Source organism: Klebsiella sp. GG_Kp146 (assembly GCF_040061975.1).
Classification (GTDB): domain Bacteria; phylum Pseudomonadota; class Gammaproteobacteria; order Enterobacterales; family Enterobacteriaceae; genus Klebsiella; species Klebsiella quasipneumoniae.
The window spans coordinates 237,900-257,608 of the sequence record NZ_JBEAHA010000004.1 but is presented as its reverse complement, the minus strand read 5'-3'; the positions used below and the strand labels follow the sequence as shown (position 1 = coordinate 257,608).

Genomic DNA, 19,709 nt, shown 5'->3' with positions numbered 1-19,709 from the left:
AAATAGTAATCAATCATTCCGACTCGTTTCCTGAGGTCAAAATGCCCGATAGAAAATCACCTTCTTTATATGAAATTCTTACTGGCAACTTTACAGGGGATCTTCCCCTTGAAGTTGTTAGCGAAGAAGACCAGGTCATTTTATCCGTACTGGATAACATCCAGCGTATTTTGAACGCCCGGCCGGGACCCTATCCCATCTCCCTGATTATGGTTTGCCGGATATGACCAAAATTCTTCAAGGTATGCCCGCGACAGCCCACGAGCTGTACGATACGCTGGCAGGTGTTCTGCTCAAGTATGGACCCCGTTTGCAGTCCCTCAATGTAACCTTACTCGAACAGCAAGTGCCCGGGAGTTGCGCTACGCCATCGATGCGGAACTAAGAGGTATCGGGCTTGTACGGTATGGGACCGAGTTTATGCCAGAGGGTAAAGTGATGATCAGGCACCTGAAACAACAGCAGCATCTGGAAAACCATCAGTTTATCTAATCCACTCATATCCTCATACGATACGGATTTCACAATGTCCCACACAACTGAATGCCACCTTAAGACCGGGAGTGATCCCCTCACAATGCCCGATTATCGCCTGTAGCCTGCTCGCTGGCTGCGGTCTGACTCAGACCGTTACGGACGGTACGGTCAGCATCACGAAATCTATCTTCTACAGGAAAATTAAAACGCTGCATCTGGATTTTACCCCGCGTACGGCCATTAACGCCGATGGCGCACAGACACCACTGGTGACGATGGTAAGAGTTTACCAGCTCAGGGATCGTAAAGCGGTTGATGCCGCCGATTACCAGAGGCTGCTGTGCAAGGCAGATACGGTACTTAAGGACGACGTACAGGCGTCAAAATCGCTGCTGGTGATGCCCAAAGGCAGCGTGACGACCTCGACCCGGACAAACCCTGCACAATTGTGTAAGCACACCCGTTTTAGTTCCACGCACTTTTTGAGATTCCCGGTTTTTTCTGCCATCAGCCGGTACTCTTCCGGCGTCAGGTTGTTCAGGGATTCATGAGGCCGCTGGTTGTTATATTCCATCAGCCAGCGCTCTGTCATTTTCCGTGCTTCATTCAGTGTTCTGAACAGGTAAAAATCCAGAACTTCCGTCCGGTATGTCCGTTTGAACCGTTAGATGAACGCATTCTGTGTTGGTTTACCCGGCTTGATAAATTCGAGCTATACGCTATGTTCTTCGCCCCATTGTGCCAGCGTAAATGAGACCAGTTCTTGCCCGTTGTCCATCCGCATCTTCAGCGGGTAGCTGCGGTTTATCACGATCCTGTCCAGCACCCGGACGACTCGCTGAGCCGGGATATTAAGGTTGATTTCTATCGCCCGTGCCTCACGGTTAAAAATTATCCACCACATTGAAGGTCCGAAAGCGTCTACCGCACACCAGCGCGTCGTGCATAAAATCGATGGACCAGCTCTGTTTTAACGCTTGCGGCGTCGTCAATGGTGCTGGATTACGTACTGGCAGCCGTTGCTTTCCCTTACGGCGAAAATTCAGTTTCAGCAGGCAGTAAATCCGGTGAACACGTTTATGGTTCCAGGTATGGCCCTGCCTGCGCATCAGCTGGAACAGCTTCTTAGCGTTCAGCCAGTACATGGATCACCGGCTCATCACGCCGGGTATCGGGCTGATAAAAATACACTGTCCTGCTCAGCGATAACGTCCTGCAGGCCTGGCGTAAACTCATGGCAAATAGCGCCGTCAGATAGCTGACGAGTTCACGCTTTATCGCTGGTTTTAAAGCTTTTTTCGATGACGTTTTTTAACGCACGATTTTCCAGACTCAGATCGGCGAACAGTTGTTTGAGACGGCGATTTTCTTCCTCCAGGTTTTTCATCTTTTTGATATCTGAGGCTTCCATACCGCCGTACTTCGCCTTCCAGTTGTAATAGCTGGCTTCAGAAATACTGGCTTCGCGGCAGACATCCCTGACGGTACGTCAGGCTTCAACGGACTTGAGAACGGCGATGATCTGGTGTTCGGTGAATCGTGCTTTACGCGTGGCGAGCTCCTCAAAGGACATCATCAATACGACGGAAGATTTCTAAAAGTGAATGGTTTGGTTCACAGGGATGCTTACAAACGATAGGGAAGGGAGAGTGTAGGTTTATGTTTTCGCACGCAATGGTGATGTAACGCAATGGGGGTTGAGGGAGAAGACTATTGCGCCTGGTTATGGTGTCCCCTGCAGGAATCGAACCTGCAACTAGCCCTTAGGAGGGGCTCGTTATATCCATTTAACTAAGGGGACAAGGCGGCACGAGTATAGCGTTTTTCGCCCGCCTGAGTAAGAGCTATACCGTCTGACTGCTTAAACCCTCGCCATTCTGAGCGCTTTTTTATGCCCGGTCGGCATTTTTGGCTTTTGCAGCGGCCTGCGCGCGGGCTTCCGCTTTTCGCTTGTTGCTCATGTCGTTACGGATCTGCGCATGGCTCAGCAGTGCGAAGATGAAGGTCCCGCCGCAGATATTACCCGCCAGCGTCGGCAGGGCGAAAGGCCAGATGAAGTCGCTCCAGGGCAGGCTTCCATTAAACACCAGATAAAGGATCTCCACCGAGCCCACCACGATATGGGTAGTATCCGCCAGGGCGATAAGCCAGGTCATCAGAATGATCACCACGATCTTGGCGGCGCCGGCGAGGGGAAACATCCAGACCATGGTGGCGACCAGCCAGCCGGAAATAATCGCATTGGCGAACATCTCCGTCGGGCTGTTTTTCATCACATCTTCGGCGATGCTGACGAAGGCCTGGCGGGTCGGCTCATCAAAAACAGGCATATAATTGAAGGCCCATGCGGCCACCGCGGTGCCGATGAGATTGCCCGCCAGCACCACCGACCATAGCCGCATGAGTAAACCGACGTTTCCGGGGGTGGGATTGTGCATCACCGGCAGTACGGCGGTGACCGTATTTTCCGTGAACAGCTGCTGGCGGGCCATAATCACGATAATAAAGCCGAAGGTATACCCGAGGTTCTCGAGTAAAAACCCTCCCGGGATCCCCTCCAGCTTGACGTGAAAAATCCCTTTCGCCAGCAACGAGGCGCCCATCGACAGACCGGCCGCAATCGCAGACCACAGCAGGGCCAGCGCATCGCGCTCCATCTCTTTTTCCCCTTCCTGACGAATATGTTCATGGATCGCCATCGCCCGCGAGGGAAGACGGTCTTCATCCACTTCTATCTCCTCCCCGCGCTGCTTTTCTTCACTTTCGACCTCACGTTCGTCGTCCGCTGGCTTTAATTTGTTATCATCAAGTTCATCCATTTCGTGGCCCTCGCTATCACTCTGTATAGTAATAGCGTAGCGGCTTTACCTGGCGTCTGGCTGGGCATACTCTGAAATCGCAAAAATGGTAACGTCAGATTTTTGTCGCTCCGCTAGAATAGGAGCCCCGCGATCTCGTTATTCCCAGGCTATGATCAAATCAACAACTCGGGTGATATAGACATCGTTCAACGTGCTGTTACAATCGCTCACATCTGTACGGGCGGAAACGTTGTCTTTCCGTCATGGATGGCAACTCGCGATAGCCATAAAAACCAGGGAGACATCTATGAATTATCGCCTGTCGGCGCTTGCGCTTGGCGCCACATTGCTGGTGGGATGTGCCAGTTCCAGCTCTGGCGATCGGCCGCAGGGGCGCTCAGACCCGTTAGAAGGGTTTAACCGCACGATGTTTGACTTCAACTTTAACGTGGTTGATCCTTACGTGCTTCGTCCCGTCGCGGTGGCATGGCGTGACTATGTTCCGCAGCCGGCGCGCAATGGCTTAAGCAACTTCACCAGCAACCTGGAAGAGCCGGCGGTGATGGTGAACTCCTTCCTGCAGGGCGACCCGTATAAAGGTATGGTCCACTTTACCCGCTTCTTCCTGAACACCATCCTCGGGATGGGGGGGCTGATCGATGTCGCCGGGATGGCTAATCCGCAGCTGCAGCGCGTTGAACCGCATCGTTTCGGCAGCACGCTCGGCCACTATGGCGTCGGCTATGGCCCGTATGTGCAACTGCCATTCTACGGCAGCTTTACCCTGCGTGACGAAGGCGGCGATATGGCCGATGGCCTCTATCCGGTGCTCTCCTGGCTGACCTGGCCGATGTCGATCGGCAAATGGGCAGTAGAAGGGATTGAGACACGCGCTCAGCTGCTGGATTCCGACGGCCTGCTGCGTCAGTCTTCCGATCCTTACATTCTGGTGCGTGAGGCTTACTTCCAGCGTCATGACTTTATCGCCAACGGCGGTAAGCTGACCCCGGCGGACAATCCGAACGCCCAGGCCATTCAGGATGAACTGAAAGATATCGATTCACAGTAATCTGCGAATAAAAAAAGGGTGAACATGATGTTCACCCTTTTTTGTTGCGCGCTGCTTATCAGAAGCGGTAGTTGAAGTTGGCGCCGTACAGCCAGGCGGTCCCTTCGGAGCGGAAGGTATACGGGCCTTCCTTGATTTCCACATGCTGCCCGTGCATATAGGAAATCCCGACGTCAACCGACGCATCCTTGTTGAACGCGTAGGTGGTACCCGCGCTCAGCCACAGGCGATCCTGGTCCGGAATGGAAATGGAGCGATTGTTGGCCGGTACCGGGCTGTCGTCGAAGGCGATACCGGTGCGGAAGGTCCAGTTATCGTCGTAATAATAGGTCGTCCCCAGCGCTACGCGGTAGGCGTCCTTAAAGCCTTCCTCTTTATAGAACAGCGTCTGGCCGTTGCTGCCGGTGGCTTTCAGCTCCTGGAACTGGCTCCAGCTGGTGTAGGTCAGACTATAGTGGACCGCCCACTGCGGCGCCACGCGGTTATAGCCCGACAGTTCCCACATTTCCGGCAGGTTAAGGGTCAGTGAACCGCCGGTGGTCTGGCCGTTAGTACCCGCCGGCAGACCGAAGTTGCCAAGGATCTGGTTATAGGCCGCTGGCAGACTGCTGCGATAGTTACCGTCGAAATCGATCTTGACCTCGGAACGGTAGGTTAAACCGTAGCGGTTGTTCTTATCCAGCTCATAGAGGATACCGGCGTTCCAGCCAAAGCCCCACGCATTGCCGTTAAGATGGGCGATCTGCGTGTCGGCTGGGATCTTCGCCACCTGGCCTGCCAGCGCCGGCGGCAGCGCGCCAGAGCCAGCGACAATCTGGCCCAGATCGCCAGCATAGCGCTCGATCTTCGCTTTAGCGTAGACCGCATCGAAACCTAAGCCAAAGCTCCAGTTGCTGTCGAGGCGATAGGCGCCGCTCAGGTTGAAGTTAGCCGTAGTCAGGTCGGTTTTACCGCCCATGCTGCCGGCCGCATAATCATCGTTATACTCTGTTGCCAGGCCGTAGTTGGAGGTGATGGACGCCCCCCAACCGAACTGATCGTTAATCGGCGCGACAAAGTGGAAGTTGGGTACCCACGCCGTCGGGGCGATATTGTCCGCATTCAGGCTTTTGCCGGTGGGGGAAGTGCCGGAGACATTGACGCCTGGGTCGACAAAAACGGCGCCCGCCGACATAGTCGGACGGTCAAACATCATAATTAATGCCGGGTTACGACTGGCATTGCCTGCATCGTCTGCGATAGCCCCTTCACCGGAATAGGCCCGACCCAGCCCTGATGAAGAGAATTCGTTGAGCTGGAAGCCTGCTGACCAGGCCTGGGTGGAAACAAGTGCGACAGCCACTGCAAGGGCAGATTGGGTAAAGCGGGTTTTCTGGCTCATGCCCATAACCTCATTGAGTTATTTTTTTTTAAACTATGTTACATGCCGTAACAGAAGCGCGGAAGTGTAGGGTCTGCGGTACAACAGAGAAATCAGACCAGTGCGCTGAGTATAGGTCTGACCAGATGAGTTGTTGCAAGTTTGTTTATGAAGTTTTTCAATTGTGATAACAGAAACGCGATCCAGCTGGCAAAATTGTCGGGGGGAAGGCGACGGAGAAAAGGTGATTTTTGTTTTAGATCATTTTTAAGTGTGATTTCTGTCACTTAACGCCGTGATAGCGATTCTCGGCTGGAGGCAAACCGGAGGGCGGGCGTAAAATAGGCACATTAATTGTCTGGCACCGCAGGTGCATATCCAGAGGAAATCTACGATGAGTAAATGTAGCGCTGATGAAACCCCGGTTTGCTGCTGTATGGATGTTGGGACCATTGTCGACAACACCGACTGCACCGCCTCATACAGCCGCGTATTCGCCAACCGCGCGGAAGCAGAGCAAATGCTCGCCGCGCTGAGCGAAAAAGCCCGCAGTGTGGAATCTGAACCGTGCAAAATTAATCCCGTCTTCGCCGACGTTGACGGCGGCGTAAAGCTGGATATCGATTTTGTGTTTAGCTGTGAAGCCGAATCCCTCATCTTCCAGCTGGGTCTGCGTTAATCCCTCCGCTTAGCGCCCCGTGAACGGGGCGTTATCTTTTCTGTTCAATGTGTTTTGGCTCGCAATTTTTCGCTTCCCCGATTGGCTTAATGTAAAAAATTAGTTAACAATGCTATCAGGTCAGACCACTTGGTTGTCTTGGTTAACAGGGGAGAGTTATGAGTCAGGCATTACCGCTTATCACCCGTCAGGGCGATCGCATTGCCATTGTCACAGGGTTACGCACGCCGTTTGCGCGTCAGGCGACGGCATTTCATGGCGTTCCTGCCGTTGATTTAGGAAAAATGGTGGTTGGCGAAATGCTGGCGCGCAGCGACATTCCTGTGGAAGCCATTGAACAGCTGGTCTTCGGTCAGGTCGTGCAGATGCCGGAGGCGCCGAATATCGCCCGGGAAATTGTGCTCGGTACCGGAATGAGCGTGCACACCGACGCCTACAGCGTCAGTCGCGCCTGCGCCACCAGCTTCCAGGCCGTGGCGAATGTCGCTGAAAGCCTGATGGCCGGCACCATCCGCGCCGGTATCGCCGGCGGTGCCGATTCCTCCTCTGTGCTGCCTGTCGGCGTCAGCAAAACGCTGGCCCGCGCGCTGGTCGATGCGAACAAAGCCCGCACGCTGAGCCAGAAACTGAAGCTGTTTTCCCGCCTGCGGCCGCGCGACCTGCTACCGGTCCCCCCGGCGGTGGCGGAATATTCAACTGGCTTACGGATGGGCGATACCGCCGAACAGATGGCGAAAAGCTGGGGGATCAGCCGGGAACAACAGGATGCGCTGGCGCATCGTTCACACCAGCTGGCGGCTAAAGCCTGGGAAGAGGGAAAGTTGTCCGCGGAGGTGATGACCGCCTATGCGCCCCCCTTTCGCGAGCCGCTGGAGCAGGACAACAACATCCGTAAAAATTCAACCCTCGCAGATTACCAAAAGTTACGCCCGGCCTTCGACCGTAAACATGGCACCGTTACCGCCGCCAACAGCACGCCGCTGACGGATGGCGCGGCGGCGGTGATCCTGATGACCGAGTCGCGGGCCAAAGAGCTGGGTCTGACGCCGCTGGGTTATCTGCGCAGCTATGCCTTTACCGCCATCGACGTCTGGCAGGATATGCTGCTGGGGCCCGCATGGTCCACGCCGCTGGCGCTGGAGCGCGCTGGCCTGACGCTGGCGGATCTCACGCTTATCGATATGCATGAAGCTTTCGCCGCGCAGACGCTGGCCAATCTTCAGTGTCTGGCAAGCGACCGCTTTGCCCGCGAGGTGCTGGGGCGTGCGCAAGCCACCGGTGAGGTGGATGAGAGTAAATTTAACGTCCTCGGCGGCTCTATCGCCTACGGTCATCCCTTTGCCGCCACCGGCGCGCGGATGATCACCCAGACGCTGCATGAGCTGCGGCGACGGGGAGGGGGATTTGGTCTGGTGACGGCCTGCGCGGCAGGCGGTCTGGGCGCGGCGATGATTGTGGAGGCTGAATAATGGATACGGTTTCCGCTTTTAAGCTTGAGGTCCGTGCGGACAACATCGCGGTGATTACCATCGATGCCCCGGGTGAAAAAATGAATACCCTGAAGGCTGAGTTCGGCAATCAGGTGCGGGGACTGATACGCCAGATACGCGACGATAAGTCGGTGCGCGGCGTGGTATTTATCTCCGCCAAAGCCGATAACTTTATCGCCGGCGCAGATATCAACATGATTGCCCGCTGCCGCAGCGCGCAGGAGGCGGAAGCGCTGGCGCGCCAGGGGCAGCAGATTATGGCCGAGATCCATGGCTTGTCGATTCCGGTCATTGCCGCCATCCATGGCGCTTGTCTGGGCGGCGGACTGGAGCTGGCGCTGGCCTGCCATGGCCGCATTTGTAGCGATGACGAAAAAACCCGACTCGGGTTGCCGGAGGTACAGCTTGGCCTGCTGCCGGGTTCCGGCGGGACGCAGCGTTTACCGCGGCTGATCGGCGTCAGCACGGCGCTGGATATGATGCTCACCGGCAGGCAGTTACGGCCGCGCCAGGCGCTGAAGGCCGGTCTGGTGGACGAGGTGGTGCCGCAGACAATTTTACTGCAGGCGGCGGTGGAGCTGGCGCTGAAGGGGCGCCCGGCCAGCCGCGAGGTGCCTGTTCGCGAACGCGTGCTGGCGGGCCCCCTGGGTCGCCATCTGTTATTCCAGTACGTCGGCAAGCAAACGCAGCGCAAGACCCAGGGCAACTACCCGGCGGTGAAGCGAATTTTGCAGGTCGTCGAGAATGGTCTGGCCCATGGCTGCAGCAGCGGTTACGCCGAAGAGGCCCGCGCGTTTGGCGAACTGGCGATGACCCCGCAGTCGCAGGCGCTGCGATCGATCTTCTTTGCCAGTACCGATCTGAAAAAAGACCGTGGCGCCGAGGCGGAACCCGCTCCGCTGAGAAGCGTTGCCGTCCTGGGCGGCGGCCTGATGGGCGGGGGGATCGCCTATGTGACTGCCTGTAAAGGCGGACTACCGGTGCGAATCAAAGATATTCAGCCGGGCGGGATCAACCACGCCTTAAAGTACAGCTGGGATCTGCTGAACAAACAGGTTCGCCAGCGTCGACTGCGCCCCAGCGAGCGCGATCGTCAACTGGCGCTGATCACAGGCACAACCGACTATCAGGGCTTTACCCATCGCGACGTGGTGATTGAGGCGGTATTCGAGGACCTGGCGCTGAAACAGCGGATGGTCAGTGAAGTGGAGCAAAACGGCGGGCCGCAGACTATCTTTGCCTCGAATACCTCGTCGTTACCGATAAGCGATATAGCCGCCCATGCCAGCCACCCTGAGCGGGTGATCGGCCTGCACTTTTTCAGTCCGGTGGAGAAAATGCCGCTGGTTGAGGTGATCCCGCATAAAGGAACCGATCCGCAGACCATCGCCACGGTGGTGCAACTGGCTAAACGTCAGGGGAAAACGCCGATCGTGGTGGCGGACAAAGCGGGCTTCTATGTAAACCGCATCCTCGAGCCGTATATAAATGAAGCGATGCGCCTGCTGGTGGAGGGAGAACCGGTTGAGGTGATTGATAAGGCGCTGGTGAAATTCGGTTTCCCGGTGGGACCGGTTCAACTGCTGGATGAAGTTGGTATTGATACCGGCACCAAAATTATTCCCGTGCTGGAGAATGCCTTTGGAGAGCGTTTCAGCCCGCCTGCAAACATCATTGACGCGATTTTGAAGGACGATCGCAAAGGTAGAAAAAATAATCGTGGTTTCTATCTTTATGAGACAAAAGGGCGTAAAAGCAAAAAACGGCCCGACCCGGCAGTCTATCCGCTGCTGGGCATCGACCGCCCCCAGTCGCGGTTGTCCGCGCAGCAGGTGGCGGAGCGCTGTGTGATGATGATGCTTAACGAGGCGGCGCGCTGCTTTGATGAGCAGATTATCCGTAGCGCGCGCGATGGTGATATCGGCGCCGTATTTGGTATAGGGTTTCCGCCATTTCTTGGCGGCCCGTTCCGGTATATGGATACTATCGGCGCGGGTGAAGTTGCCGCGATCCTGCAGCGCCTGGCCGCCCAGTACGGCCCACGTTTTACACCCTGTGACACTTTATTACGCATGGCCGAACAGGGGACCACCTTTTGGCCAGCGGATGAACGGATGACCTAAGTTATGGTCAAAGAAGGTAAATCCGGCTGCGGATGACGCTGTTGATTGGCTGTTTTGTAAACAATCATTGACTATACTTACGCCATTGAGGTAAAAAACAGCGTTTCATTCGTTGAATGGATCAGGCACAATGCCCGGCCACCGGGTCACCTGCGTATTGTCTTCGCAGGCCAAACTACGGTGCTTCTGGTTAACAAAAGCGGTGCAATATGCAAGTTTTTATTATGCGTCACGGCGACGCTGCCCTCGATGCAGCCAGCGACTCGGTTCGTCCATTAACCGTATGCGGTTGTGATGAGTCTCGTCAGATGGCAACCTGGCTGAAAGGTCAAAAAGTGGATATTGAGCGCGTTCTTGTCAGTCCCTATCTGCGTGCGGAACAGACGCTGGATATTGTTGGGGAGTGCATGAACCTGCCGAAACATGTCGACGTGATGCCGGAACTCACGCCGTGCGGCGATGTGGGAATGGTGAGCGCCTATCTGCAGGCGCTGGCAAATGAAGGCGTGGCGACGGCGCTGGTCGTCTCCCACCTGCCGCTGGTGGGGTACCTGGTCTCAGAGCTGTGCCCGTGGGAAACGCCCCCGATGTTCACCACCTCGGCTATCGCCTGCGTTAATCTGGACGCCGACGGCAAGGGTGAATACCTCTGGCAGAAAAGCCCCTGCAATCTCAAGATGGCCAACGCCATCTGACGACCCCGGAGCTCGCCGTCAAGGCAGCTCCGGCGGTTGCCACTCCTCGACCTCAATCAGAATCAGCAGTGCGGCGTCACCGCCGTACTCTTTTGGCGCCTGATGAAAAGCCATGATGTGCGGATGCTGCGCCAGCCACAGCGGGGTTTGCTGTTTGAGAATGTGCTTCCCGTGCCCGTGCATCACGCAGGCGCAAAACACATGCTCGCGGCGGCAGGCGGCAATCAGCGCGCCCAGTTCCTGTTTGGCCTGCTGCTGGGTGAGCCCATGCAGATCGAGAAACAGTTCCGGGGAATAATCCCCACGGCGCAGCTTTTTCAGCTCAAAATGGCTGACGTCGGCGCGGACATATTTTGTCGAGCCTTCGGTATTCAGTAACGGCTGAAACTCATCGGAAAAATAGTGGCTGTTGTCGGCCTGCTCCTGCAGCAGACGCTTAGGGGCAACCTCGGTGATTTTCTTGCGCTGCGGGCGGTGAACGATGGTGTCCTGTTTGATCTTCCGCGTGCCGGTCATCAGCTGACGGAACAGCGCCTGATCCTCCTCGCTAAGCGATGTCTTCTTTTTCATTGTCCGCTCTCATTAATACTTTGCGCTAGTTTACCCGACTCAATATCCCTTCGGGCAAGGAAAACCTGTTTTTTCCCCCGCCACCCCACGCAAGAATGCTGATTTATCGCCGTCTTCATGGCACACTAGCCGCCGAATTTATAGCAGAGTGTGCCCTGGAGGATGTCGTGGATAAAATTTTTGTTGATGAGGCAGTCAATGAGCTGCATACCATTCAGGACATGCTGCGCTGGGCGGTAAGCCGTTTCAGCGCTGCTAATATCTGGTACGGTCACGGGACTGACAACCCATGGGACGAGGCGGTACAGCTGGTGCTGCCTTCGCTGTATCTGCCGCTGGATATTCCGGAAGATATGCGCACTGCGCGCCTGACCTCCAGCGAGAAACACCGCATTGTAGAGCGGGTGATTCGCCGCGTGAACGAGCGTATTCCCGTCGCCTATCTGACCAACAAAGCGTGGTTCTGCGGCCATGAGTTTTACGTCGATGAGCGAGTGCTGGTGCCGCGCTCCCCGATCGGCGAACTGATCAATAACCAGTTTGCCGGGCTGATTACCCATAAGCCGCAGCATATCCTTGATATGTGCACCGGCAGCGGCTGCATCGCCATTGCCTGCGCCTATGCCTTCCCGGAAGCCGAAGTCGACGCCGTGGATATCTCCCCGGACGCGCTGGCCGTCGCCGAGCACAATGTGGAATCCCATGGCCTGATCCATCACGTGACGCCGATCCGTTCCGACCTGTTCCGCGACCTGCCGAAGCTACAATACGATCTGATCGTCACTAATCCGCCGTATGTCGATGAAGAGGACATGGCCGATCTGCCGGAAGAGTATGAGCATGAGCCGGTTCTGGGTCTGGCCTCCGGAAGCGATGGCCTGAAGCTGACGCGCCGCATCCTCGGCAATGCGCCGGATTATCTCAGCGACGACGGGATTCTGATTTGTGAAGTCGGTAACAGCATGGTACATCTGATGGAGCAGTATCCGGACGTGCCGTTTACCTGGCTTGAGTTTGATAACGGCGGCGACGGCGTCTTTATGCTGACCAAACAGCAGCTGATTGACGCTCGCGCGCACTTCGGTATTTATAAAGACTAAAAAAAACAACACGCCAACATAACGACAAAGAATGGAGCCGTGATGGCAGGAAATACAATTGGACAACTCTTTCGCGTCACCACTTTCGGCGAGTCGCACGGCCTGGCGCTGGGCTGCATCGTTGACGGCGTGCCGCCGGGCATTCCGCTGACCGAAGCCGATCTGCAGCACGACCTCGATCGTCGTCGCCCGGGTACCTCGCGTTACACCACGCAGCGTCGCGAGCCGGATCAGGTCAAAATCCTCTCCGGCGTCTTCGAAGGCGTCACCACCGGGACCAGTATCGGGCTGCTGATTGAGAACACCGATCAGCGCTCGCAGGATTACGGCGCGATCAAAGATCTGTTCCGTCCTGGCCATGCGGATTACACCTACGAACAAAAGTATGGTCTGCGCGACTATCGCGGCGGCGGTCGCTCCTCCGCCCGCGAAACCGCGATGCGCGTGGCGGCCGGGGCGATTGCCAAAAAATTCCTCGCCGCGAAGTTCGGCATCGTCATTCGCGGCTGCCTGACGCAGATGGGCGACATTCCGCTGGCTATTAAAGACTGGGATCAGGTTGAACAGAATCCTTTCTTCTGCCCGGACCCGGAGAAAATCGACGCTCTCGATGAACTGATGCGCGGTCTGAAAAAAGAGGGCGACTCCATTGGCGCCAAAGTGACCGTCGTCGCCGACGGCGTACCGCCGGGCCTTGGCGAGCCGGTCTTTGACCGCCTTGATGCCGATATTGCCCACGCGCTGATGAGCATCAACGCCGTGAAAGGCGTGGAGATTGGCGACGGTTTCGACGTGGTGAAGCTGCGCGGCAGCGAAAACCGCGATGAGATCACCAAAGCCGGATTCCAGAGCAACCACGCCGGCGGCATTCTTGGCGGCATCAGCAGCGGTCAGCAGATCGTTGCCAACATCGCGCTGAAGCCGACCTCCAGTATTACCGTTCCCGGTCATACCATTAACCGCTTTGGCGAAGAGGTGGAGATGATCACCAAAGGGCGTCACGATCCGTGCGTCGGCATACGCGCCGTACCGATCGCTGAGGCGATGCTGGCGATTGTCTTAATGGATCACTTTATGCGTCAGCGCGCGCAGAATGGCGACGTGACGACGACAATTCCACGCTGGTAACCATGAAAAACACCGTTATCGCCCTGCTGGCGCTGCTGGCCAGCGCCGGCAGCCTGGCCGCCACGCCATGGCAGAAGATATCTCAGCCAATCGGCGGCAGCGCGCAGTCGATTGGCGCGTTCTCCAATGGCTGTATCGTTGGCGCTGAGGCGCTGCCGCTGAACGCCGCCGGCTATCAGGTAATGCGTACCGATCAGCGTCGCTACTTCGGTCATCCGGATCTGGTTCAGTTTATTCAGCGCCTGAGCAATCAGGTGCACAATAAAGGCATGGGGACCGTGCTGATTGGCGACATGGGGATGCCGGCAGGCGGCCGCTTTAACGGCGGCCACGCCAGCCATCAGACGGGCCTCGATGTCGATATCTTCCTCCAGCTGCCGCAGACGCGCTGGACTTCGTCCCAGTTGCTGAAGCCGCAGGCCCTGGATCTGGTCGCCAGCGATGGCAAACGCGTGGTGCCGTCGCTGTGGAGTCCGCAAATCAGCCAGCTGATCAAGCTGGCGGCGGAAGATAGCGAAGTGACCCGCATCTTCGTCAACCCGGCGATTAAACAGCAGCTGTGTCTGGATGCGGGCAACGACCGCCAGTGGCTGCGCAAAGTTCGTCCCTGGTTCCAGCATCGCGCCCATATGCACGTCCGTCTGCGCTGCCCGGCGGGCAGCCTGGAGTGCGAAGATCAGGCGCCGCCGCCGGCCGGCGATGGCTGCGGTGCGGAGCTGCAGAGCTGGTTCGAACCACCTAAACCCGGGTCTACCCCACCTGTGAAGAAGACGCCGCCGCCGTTGCCGCCTTCCTGTCAGGCGCTACTGGATGAGCATGTGCTGTAATGGATAGTTTTATCGAGTTGTTTTCCGTATCGCCGCTGGTGCTGGTGGTGCTTTTCTTTGTCGCCATCCTGGCCGGTTTTATTGACTCACTGGCCGGGGGCGGGGGCTTACTGACCGTGCCGGCGCTAATGGCCGCCGGTATGCCGCCGGCCCAGGCGCTGGCGACCAATAAGCTGCAGGCCTGCGGCGGATCGCTGTCGGCGACCCTCTATTTTGTCCGCCGCAAGGTGGTCAATCTCGCCGATCAGAAGCTGAATATTCTGATGACTTTTATCGGTTCAACCGCCGGCGCGCTGCTGGTCCAGCACGTGCAGTCCGATATTCTTAAGCAGATCCTGCCGTTGCTGGTGATCGGCATCGGTCTCTATTTTCTGCTGATGCCGAAACTGGGCGAAGCGGACCGACAGCGTCGGCTCTACGGCCTGCCGTTTGCGCTGGTCGCCGGCGGCAGCGTCGGGTTTTACGATGGCTTTTTCGGCCCCGGCGCCGGTTCGTTTTATGCGCTGGCGTTTGTCACCCTGGCCGGGTTTAACCTGGCGAAGTCGACGGCCCACGCCAAACTGCTCAACGCCACCTCGAACGTCGGCGGCCTGCTGCTGTTTATTATCGGCGGAAAGGTTATCTGGGCTACCGGCTTTGTGATGATGGCCGGCCAGTTTATTGGCGCCCGCGCCGGCTCCCGGCTGGTGCTGAGCAAAGGGCAATCGCTGATCCGACCGATGATCGTTATCGTTTCGGCGGTGATGAGCGCGAAACTTCTCTACGACAGCCACGGGGCTGAGATTTTGCAGTGGTTGGGAATTCATTAATGCAACAGCAACACCATTATCAGCAGCTTATTGACCTCTTCGACAGCTGCTTTGCCGCAGATTTTAATACTCGCCTGGTGAAAGGCGACGATGAGCCGATCTACCTCCCGGCGGACGATGACACGCCATATCACCGTATCGTCTTCGCGCACGGTTTTTTTGCCAGCGCTCTGCACGAGATCTCCCACTGGTGCATCGCCGGCAAAGCCCGCCGCGAGCTGGTGGATTTTGGCTACTGGTACTGTCCGGACGGCCGCGATGCGATGACCCAAAGCCAGTTTGAGGACGTGGAGGTGAAACCGCAGGCCCTGGAGTGGCTGTTCTGCGTGGCGGCGGGATTTTCGTTTAACGTCAGCTGCGACAATCTGGAAGGTGACGTTGAACCCGATCGCATCGCCTTTCAGCGCCGGGTACATGCCCGGGTGATGACTCTGCTTGAACAAGGGATCCCCGAACGTCCGGCGCGTCTTATTCGCGCATTACAACACTATTATCAAACGCCGCCATTGACGGCAGAACACTTTCCGTGGCCGGAAGACCTGCACTAAGGCCACACATTACATGACAAGAGGTAAGATGATGATCGCGGAGTTTGAATCACGCATTCTGGCGCTGATTGACAACATGGTAGACCACGCCAGTGATGATGAACTGTTTGCCGGCGGTTATCTGCGCGGCCACCTGACGCTGGCGGTGGCTGAGCTGGAAGGTGAGGGCGAACATTCAGCGGAAGCGGTACACAGCAAAGTCAGCCATAGCCTGGAGAAAGCCATCGGCGCTGGCGAACTGTCGCCGCCGGACCAAATTCTGGTGCAGGGCATGTGGGAAAACCTGTATCAGCAGGCGAAAAATCAGGCCTGATCCATAATGTAGGTCGGATAAGCGTAGCGCCATCCGTCACGCTAACGGCGCAACCAGGACTTACCCTGTTTGCGCTGTGCTTCGCCGGGCTACCGCGTTGGTCGCCCGGATGAGGCCGGGAATGTCGCGCTTCCCAGGGATTTTTCTCCCCTTGCGCTGTTACTTCACCGCTTTTCCCTTCAGCAGTTTTCTCACCCATAGCCGATTCGGATTCAGCGCCGCCAGGGTGCCGCTATCCAGCGGCAGCGGTTCTGCGCTCATCTGCGCCGCCAGCAGCTCAGCGCTTAACGGCGCGGTGCAAATGCCTCGCGATCCGAGGGCGCCAAGCATAAACAGGTTATGAAAGACCGGCGCGCTACCGGCGTTATCCTGCCGTTCGTGGAGGCTGGCGTATTGCGTCAATGTCGCCGCATAGTCCGGCACGTTGCCGACCATCGGCAGATGATCGCGGGTGGCGCAGCGCACGCCGCAGCGGGCGTCACTGGCGCTGATATCCACGTCCTGCGGCCACTCCGCGCCCGGGAAGCAGTCGATCAGCCGTTGCCGGTTGTGCTGCTGATCTTCTTCGCTGAAGGTGGTGTCGGTTTTGCCGCGATGGTAGCTGGCGCCAATGCAGTGCTGCTGATTTTGCGGATTCTGCGGCGTCAGGTAGCCGTCGTAGCACAGCACCTGGCGCAGGGCGGAAAGCCGCGGGGTAGTGGGTATATGGCTGACCTGGCCGCCAACGGGGTAGACCGGCAACGGCGCGGTTTGCGCAAAATCCGATATGCGGTGGCCGTTGGCCAGCACGACCGCCTGATGATAGCGCTGCCGGTTGAGCAGCCAGCCATCGCCCTCCGCGCTCAACGTCTCGACCTGATAACCATAATGCACGTGCAGTCCGCGAGTCGCCGCCAGCGCCAGTAGCTCGGCGGTGAGCTGCTGCGGGCACAGCCAACCGCCGGCCGGATAGGTTATGCCGCCGCAGCCGGTCTCGACGCCGGTCAGCTCCGCGGCCTGCTCCGCCGTCACCGCGCAGGCGATATCAGGGGGCAGCTCCAGGGCCAGCATCTGATTGATTTTGTGTGCGCTTTTTTCATCCCAGCCAAGCTGGGTGACCCCGCACCATTGATGATCGAACAGCACCGGCAGCGAGTCGTAGGTGCGGCGGGCGAAGGTAAAGGCGGCCGGGAAAAAGCGCGCCAGCGCCGGATCGTGCTGGCTTAACAGCGGATAGAGCGCACCCTGGCGATTACCGGAGGCGCCCTGCGCCGGGGCGTCGTCCGCACAGTAAAGGGTCACCTGCCAGCCGCGACGTAGCAGCGCCAGGGAGAGCAGGGCGCTGGCGATACCGCCGCCGACGATGGCCGCCTCGCGGGCCTCGCTCCCGGGGCGGGCGAACCAGGGCGCGCGCGCCGGAAAGGTCAGCGTTTGCGCCATCTCGCCGGTCAGCATCTCACGTTTGCGGCCGAAGCCTTTGGTTTTACGCAGGGTGAACCCGGCTTCCTGCAGGCCGCGGCGGACAAAACCGGCGGAGGTAAAAGTGGCCAGCGTCCCGCCGGGACGCGCCAGGCGCGCCATGGCATTGAACAGATCCTGGGTCCACATGTCGGGATTTTTCGCCGGGGCAAAGCCGTCGAGAAACCAGGCGTCCACCTGCTGATTCAGCGAATCATCCAGCTCTCTGGTCAGCTCGTTGATATCGCCAAACCACAGATCGAGCGTGACCCGTCCGCCGTCGAGCAGCAGACGATGGCATCCGGCGAAGGCCGAAGGCCATTGCGCCTGCAGCTGTTCCGCCCATGGCGCCAGCTCTGGCCAGCGCTGGTGCGCCAGGCGGAGATCTTCCGCCTTCAGCGGATATTTCTCAAAACTGATGAAATGTAACCTTTGCAGGGTAACGTCCGGGTTATCGCGAACAAAAACGTCAAACGCCTGCCAGAGGGTGAGGAAATTGAGCCCGGTGCCGAAGCCGCTCTCCGCGACGATCAACAGCGGGCGAGGGTGGCTGGAGAAGCGCTCCGGCAGGCGATTTCCGCCGAGAAAGACGTAGCGTGTCTCTTCCAGACCGTTGTCATTGGAAAAATAAACATCGTCAAAATCTCGGGAAACAGGTGTACCCTCAGCATTGAATTCCAGGTTGGCGGGTTGTATAGCGTTTTGTTTCACGTAAGTTACTCGAATCACAAGGCGTAGCGCGATCTTAGCGATGTGTGCCTGAGGGCGCAAATTTATACACAAAATGTCTGATCGGACTTGTTCGGCGTACAAGTGTACGCTATCGTGCGACACGAAACTTAAAATAGTGCGACTTACAGAGGTATTTAATGAAACGTGCAGTGATTACTGGCTTGGGCATCGTTTCCAGCATCGGTAATAACCAGCAGGAAGTCCTGGCATCTCTGCGTGAAGGACGTTCAGGGATCACTTTCTCTCAGGAGCTGAAAGATTCAGGGATGCGCAGCCACGTATGGGGCAACGTCAAACTGGATACCACTGGCCTCATTGACCGCAAAGTAGTGCGCTTCATGAGCGACGCCTCCATCTATGCTTACCTGTCCATGGAACAGGCCGTTGCCGACGCAGGTCTGGCGCCGGAAGCATACCAGAATAACCCGCGTGTCGGCCTGATCGCAGGCTCCGGCGGCGGCTCCCCGAAATTCCAGGTCTTCGGCGCCGATGCCATGCGCAGCCCGCGTGGTCTGAAAGCCGTGGGTCCGTATGTGGTCACCAAAGCGATGGCTTCCGGCGTTTCCGCCTGCCTCGCCACGCCGTTTAAAATCCACGGCGTTAACTACTCCATCAGCTCCGCCTGCGCCACTTCCGCACACTGCATCGGTAACGCGGTAGAGCAGATCCAGCTGGGCAAACAGGATATCGTCTTTGCCGGCGGCGGCGAAGAGCTGTGCTGGGAAATGGCCTGCGAGTTCGACGCCATGGGCGCGCTGTCCACCAAATACAACGACACGCCGGAAAAAGCCTCCCGCACCTATGACGCCAACCGTGACGGCTTCGTTATCGCCGGCGGCGGCGGTATGGTCGTGGTGGAAGAGCTGGAACACGCCCTGGCGCGCGGCGCGCACATCTATGCGGAAATCGTCGGCTACGGCGCAACCTCCGATGGCGCAGACATGGTAGCCCCATCAGGTGAAGGCGCAGTGCGCTGCATGCAGATGGCGATGCACGGCGTTGATACCCCGATCGACTACCTGAATTCCCACGGTACTTCCACGCCGGTCGGCGACGTGAAAGAGCTGGGCGCGATCCGCGAAGTGTTCGGCGACAACAGCCCGGCTATCTCGGCGACCAAAGCAATGACCGGTCACTCGCTGGGCGCTGCTGGCGTGCAGGAAGCTATCTACTCCCTGCTGATGCTGGAGCACGGCTTTATCGCGCCGAGCATCAACGTCGAAGAGCTGGACGAGCAGGCTGCCGGCCTGAACATCGTCACCAAACCGACTGACGCTAAGCTGACCACCGTGATGTCCAACAGCTTCGGCTTTGGCGGCACCAACGCCACGCTGGTGATGCGTAAATACAACGCCTAATCGGCACGCGATGCACTGAGGGGAGCCACCGGCTCCCCTTTTTTGTCATCTTGACAGGGTAAGAGCCCGCAGGCACACTGCTGGCGGATCCATTAGTCTCTCCACTAATGCGTAAGCGTTTAACGTCAACCAACGCGCCTTAACCCTGATAGTCAGATGGAGGGGGCGTGTCGCTTTGCTCGCCTTACTCTGC

The 19,709-nt window shown here is 57.6% G+C and carries 16 protein-coding genes, 1 tRNA gene and 3 pseudogenes; 14 read left to right on the top strand and 6 right to left on the bottom strand.

Annotation, left to right across the window (positions count from 1 at the left end; genetic code table 11):
* The first annotated feature begins 41 nt into the window (after window positions 1-41).
* Window positions 42-492 (top strand): annotated as a pseudogene (gene tssE, locus ABLU95_RS07205) (type VI secretion system baseplate subunit TssE).
* A 71-nt stretch (window positions 493-563) separates the two neighbouring features.
* Window positions 564-902: pseudogene (gene tssJ / locus ABLU95_RS07200) on the top strand (type VI secretion system lipoprotein TssJ); the annotation flags it as partial.
* 40 nt (window positions 903-942) lie between these two features.
* Here the strand turns inward: tssJ and ABLU95_RS07195 are convergent.
* From ABLU95_RS07195 to ABLU95_RS07185, 3 genes and pseudogenes are all read right to left on the bottom strand, one after another.
* Window positions 943-2,050: pseudogene (locus tag ABLU95_RS07195) on the bottom strand (IS3 family transposase).
* 153 nt (window positions 2,051-2,203) lie between these two features.
* Window positions 2,204-2,278 (bottom strand) — tRNA-Arg (locus tag ABLU95_RS07190).
* Between the two features lie 88 nt (window positions 2,279-2,366).
* Complete coding sequence (locus tag ABLU95_RS07185) at window positions 2,367-3,296, bottom strand: formate/nitrite transporter family protein (RefSeq protein WP_023290545.1); 930 nt, start codon at window positions 3,294-3,296, stop codon at window positions 2,367-2,369.
* A 289-nt stretch (window positions 3,297-3,585) separates the two neighbouring features.
* On the opposite strand from ABLU95_RS07185, the gene mlaA reads away from it, so the two are divergent.
* Entirely contained in the window at window positions 3,586-4,347 is a 762-nt protein-coding gene (mlaA, locus tag ABLU95_RS07180; protein ID WP_032453618.1) for a phospholipid-binding lipoprotein MlaA, read from the top strand.
* Between the two features lie 58 nt (window positions 4,348-4,405).
* Here the strand turns inward: mlaA and fadL are convergent, their stop codons facing one another.
* Entirely contained in the window at window positions 4,406-5,728 is a 1,323-nt protein-coding gene (fadL, locus tag ABLU95_RS07175) for a long-chain fatty acid transporter FadL (RefSeq protein WP_023290543.1), read from the bottom strand.
* A 373-nt stretch (window positions 5,729-6,101) separates the two neighbouring features.
* Here fadL and ABLU95_RS07170 point away from each other — a divergent pair, with 373 nt between their 5' ends.
* From ABLU95_RS07170 to sixA, 4 genes are all read left to right on the top strand, one after another.
* Window positions 6,102-6,386: a YfcZ/YiiS family protein gene (locus tag ABLU95_RS07170; protein WP_023290542.1), complete on the top strand. Its 285-nt coding sequence runs from the start codon at window positions 6,102-6,104 to the stop codon at window positions 6,384-6,386.
* A 158-nt stretch (window positions 6,387-6,544) separates the two neighbouring features.
* Window positions 6,545-7,855: an acetyl-CoA C-acyltransferase FadI gene (fadI, locus tag ABLU95_RS07165; RefSeq protein ID WP_044524283.1), complete on the top strand. Its 1,311-nt coding sequence runs from the start codon at window positions 6,545-6,547 to the stop codon at window positions 7,853-7,855.
* Window positions 7,855-9,999: a fatty acid oxidation complex subunit alpha FadJ gene (gene fadJ / locus ABLU95_RS07160; protein ID WP_348879117.1), complete on the top strand. Its 2,145-nt coding sequence runs from the start codon at window positions 7,855-7,857 to the stop codon at window positions 9,997-9,999. Before fadI ends, fadJ begins: the two co-directional genes overlap by 1 nt.
* 209 nt (window positions 10,000-10,208) lie before the next feature.
* Complete coding sequence (gene sixA, locus ABLU95_RS07155) at window positions 10,209-10,694, top strand: phosphohistidine phosphatase SixA (protein ID WP_348879116.1); 486 nt, start codon at window positions 10,209-10,211, stop codon at window positions 10,692-10,694.
* Window positions 10,695-10,712: 18 nt separating this feature from the next.
* Here sixA and smrB read toward each other — a convergent pair whose 3' ends face one another.
* Window positions 10,713-11,264 (bottom strand): endonuclease SmrB, encoded by a 552-nt coding sequence (gene smrB, locus ABLU95_RS07150; RefSeq protein WP_004201792.1) that lies wholly within the window; start codon window positions 11,262-11,264, stop codon window positions 10,713-10,715.
* A 167-nt stretch (window positions 11,265-11,431) separates the two neighbouring features.
* Here smrB and prmB point away from each other — a divergent pair, with 167 nt between their 5' ends.
* From prmB to ABLU95_RS07120, 6 genes are read left to right on the top strand one after another with little or no spacing between them, the layout of a single operon-like run.
* Window positions 11,432-12,364 (top strand): 50S ribosomal protein L3 N(5)-glutamine methyltransferase, encoded by a 933-nt coding sequence (prmB, locus tag ABLU95_RS07145; RefSeq protein ID WP_023290538.1) that lies wholly within the window; start codon window positions 11,432-11,434, stop codon window positions 12,362-12,364.
* A gap of 42 nt (window positions 12,365-12,406) precedes the next feature.
* Window positions 12,407-13,492: a chorismate synthase gene (gene aroC / locus ABLU95_RS07140; RefSeq protein ID WP_044524280.1), complete on the top strand. Its 1,086-nt coding sequence runs from the start codon at window positions 12,407-12,409 to the stop codon at window positions 13,490-13,492.
* A 2-nt stretch (window positions 13,493-13,494) separates the two neighbouring features.
* Window positions 13,495-14,319, top strand: a complete 825-nt coding sequence (gene mepA, locus ABLU95_RS07135) for a penicillin-insensitive murein endopeptidase (protein ID WP_023290536.1) — start codon at window positions 13,495-13,497, stop codon at window positions 14,317-14,319.
* A complete protein-coding gene (locus ABLU95_RS07130) occupies window positions 14,319-15,128 on the top strand; it encodes a sulfite exporter TauE/SafE family protein (protein WP_004201787.1) in 810 nt (269 codons plus the stop codon). The genes mepA and ABLU95_RS07130 overlap by 1 nt, the downstream gene beginning before the upstream one ends.
* Window positions 15,128-15,676 carry an elongation factor P hydroxylase gene (locus tag ABLU95_RS07125; RefSeq protein WP_241516585.1) on the top strand — a complete coding sequence of 183 codons (549 nt, stop codon included), beginning with the start codon at window positions 15,128-15,130 and terminating at the stop codon, window positions 15,674-15,676. Before ABLU95_RS07130 ends, ABLU95_RS07125 begins: the two co-directional genes overlap by 1 nt.
* Before the next feature lie 31 nt (window positions 15,677-15,707).
* On the top strand, window positions 15,708-15,989 hold the full coding sequence (locus tag ABLU95_RS07120; RefSeq protein WP_023290534.1) for a YfcL family protein: 282 nt from the start codon (window positions 15,708-15,710) through the stop codon (window positions 15,987-15,989).
* Between the two features lie 159 nt (window positions 15,990-16,148).
* On the opposite strand, the gene mnmC is transcribed toward ABLU95_RS07120, so the two are convergent.
* Window positions 16,149-18,137 (bottom strand): bifunctional tRNA (5-methylaminomethyl-2-thiouridine)(34)-methyltransferase MnmD/FAD-dependent 5-carboxymethylaminomethyl-2-thiouridine(34) oxidoreductase MnmC, encoded by a 1,989-nt coding sequence (gene mnmC, locus ABLU95_RS07115; RefSeq protein ID WP_087777329.1) that lies wholly within the window; start codon window positions 18,135-18,137, stop codon window positions 16,149-16,151.
* A gap of 158 nt (window positions 18,138-18,295) precedes the next feature.
* Between mnmC and fabB the strand changes: the two genes are divergently transcribed.
* Window positions 18,296-19,516: a beta-ketoacyl-ACP synthase I gene (fabB, locus tag ABLU95_RS07110; protein ID WP_002913291.1), complete on the top strand. Its 1,221-nt coding sequence runs from the start codon at window positions 18,296-18,298 to the stop codon at window positions 19,514-19,516.
* The last annotated feature ends 193 nt before the right edge of the window (window positions 19,517-19,709 follow it).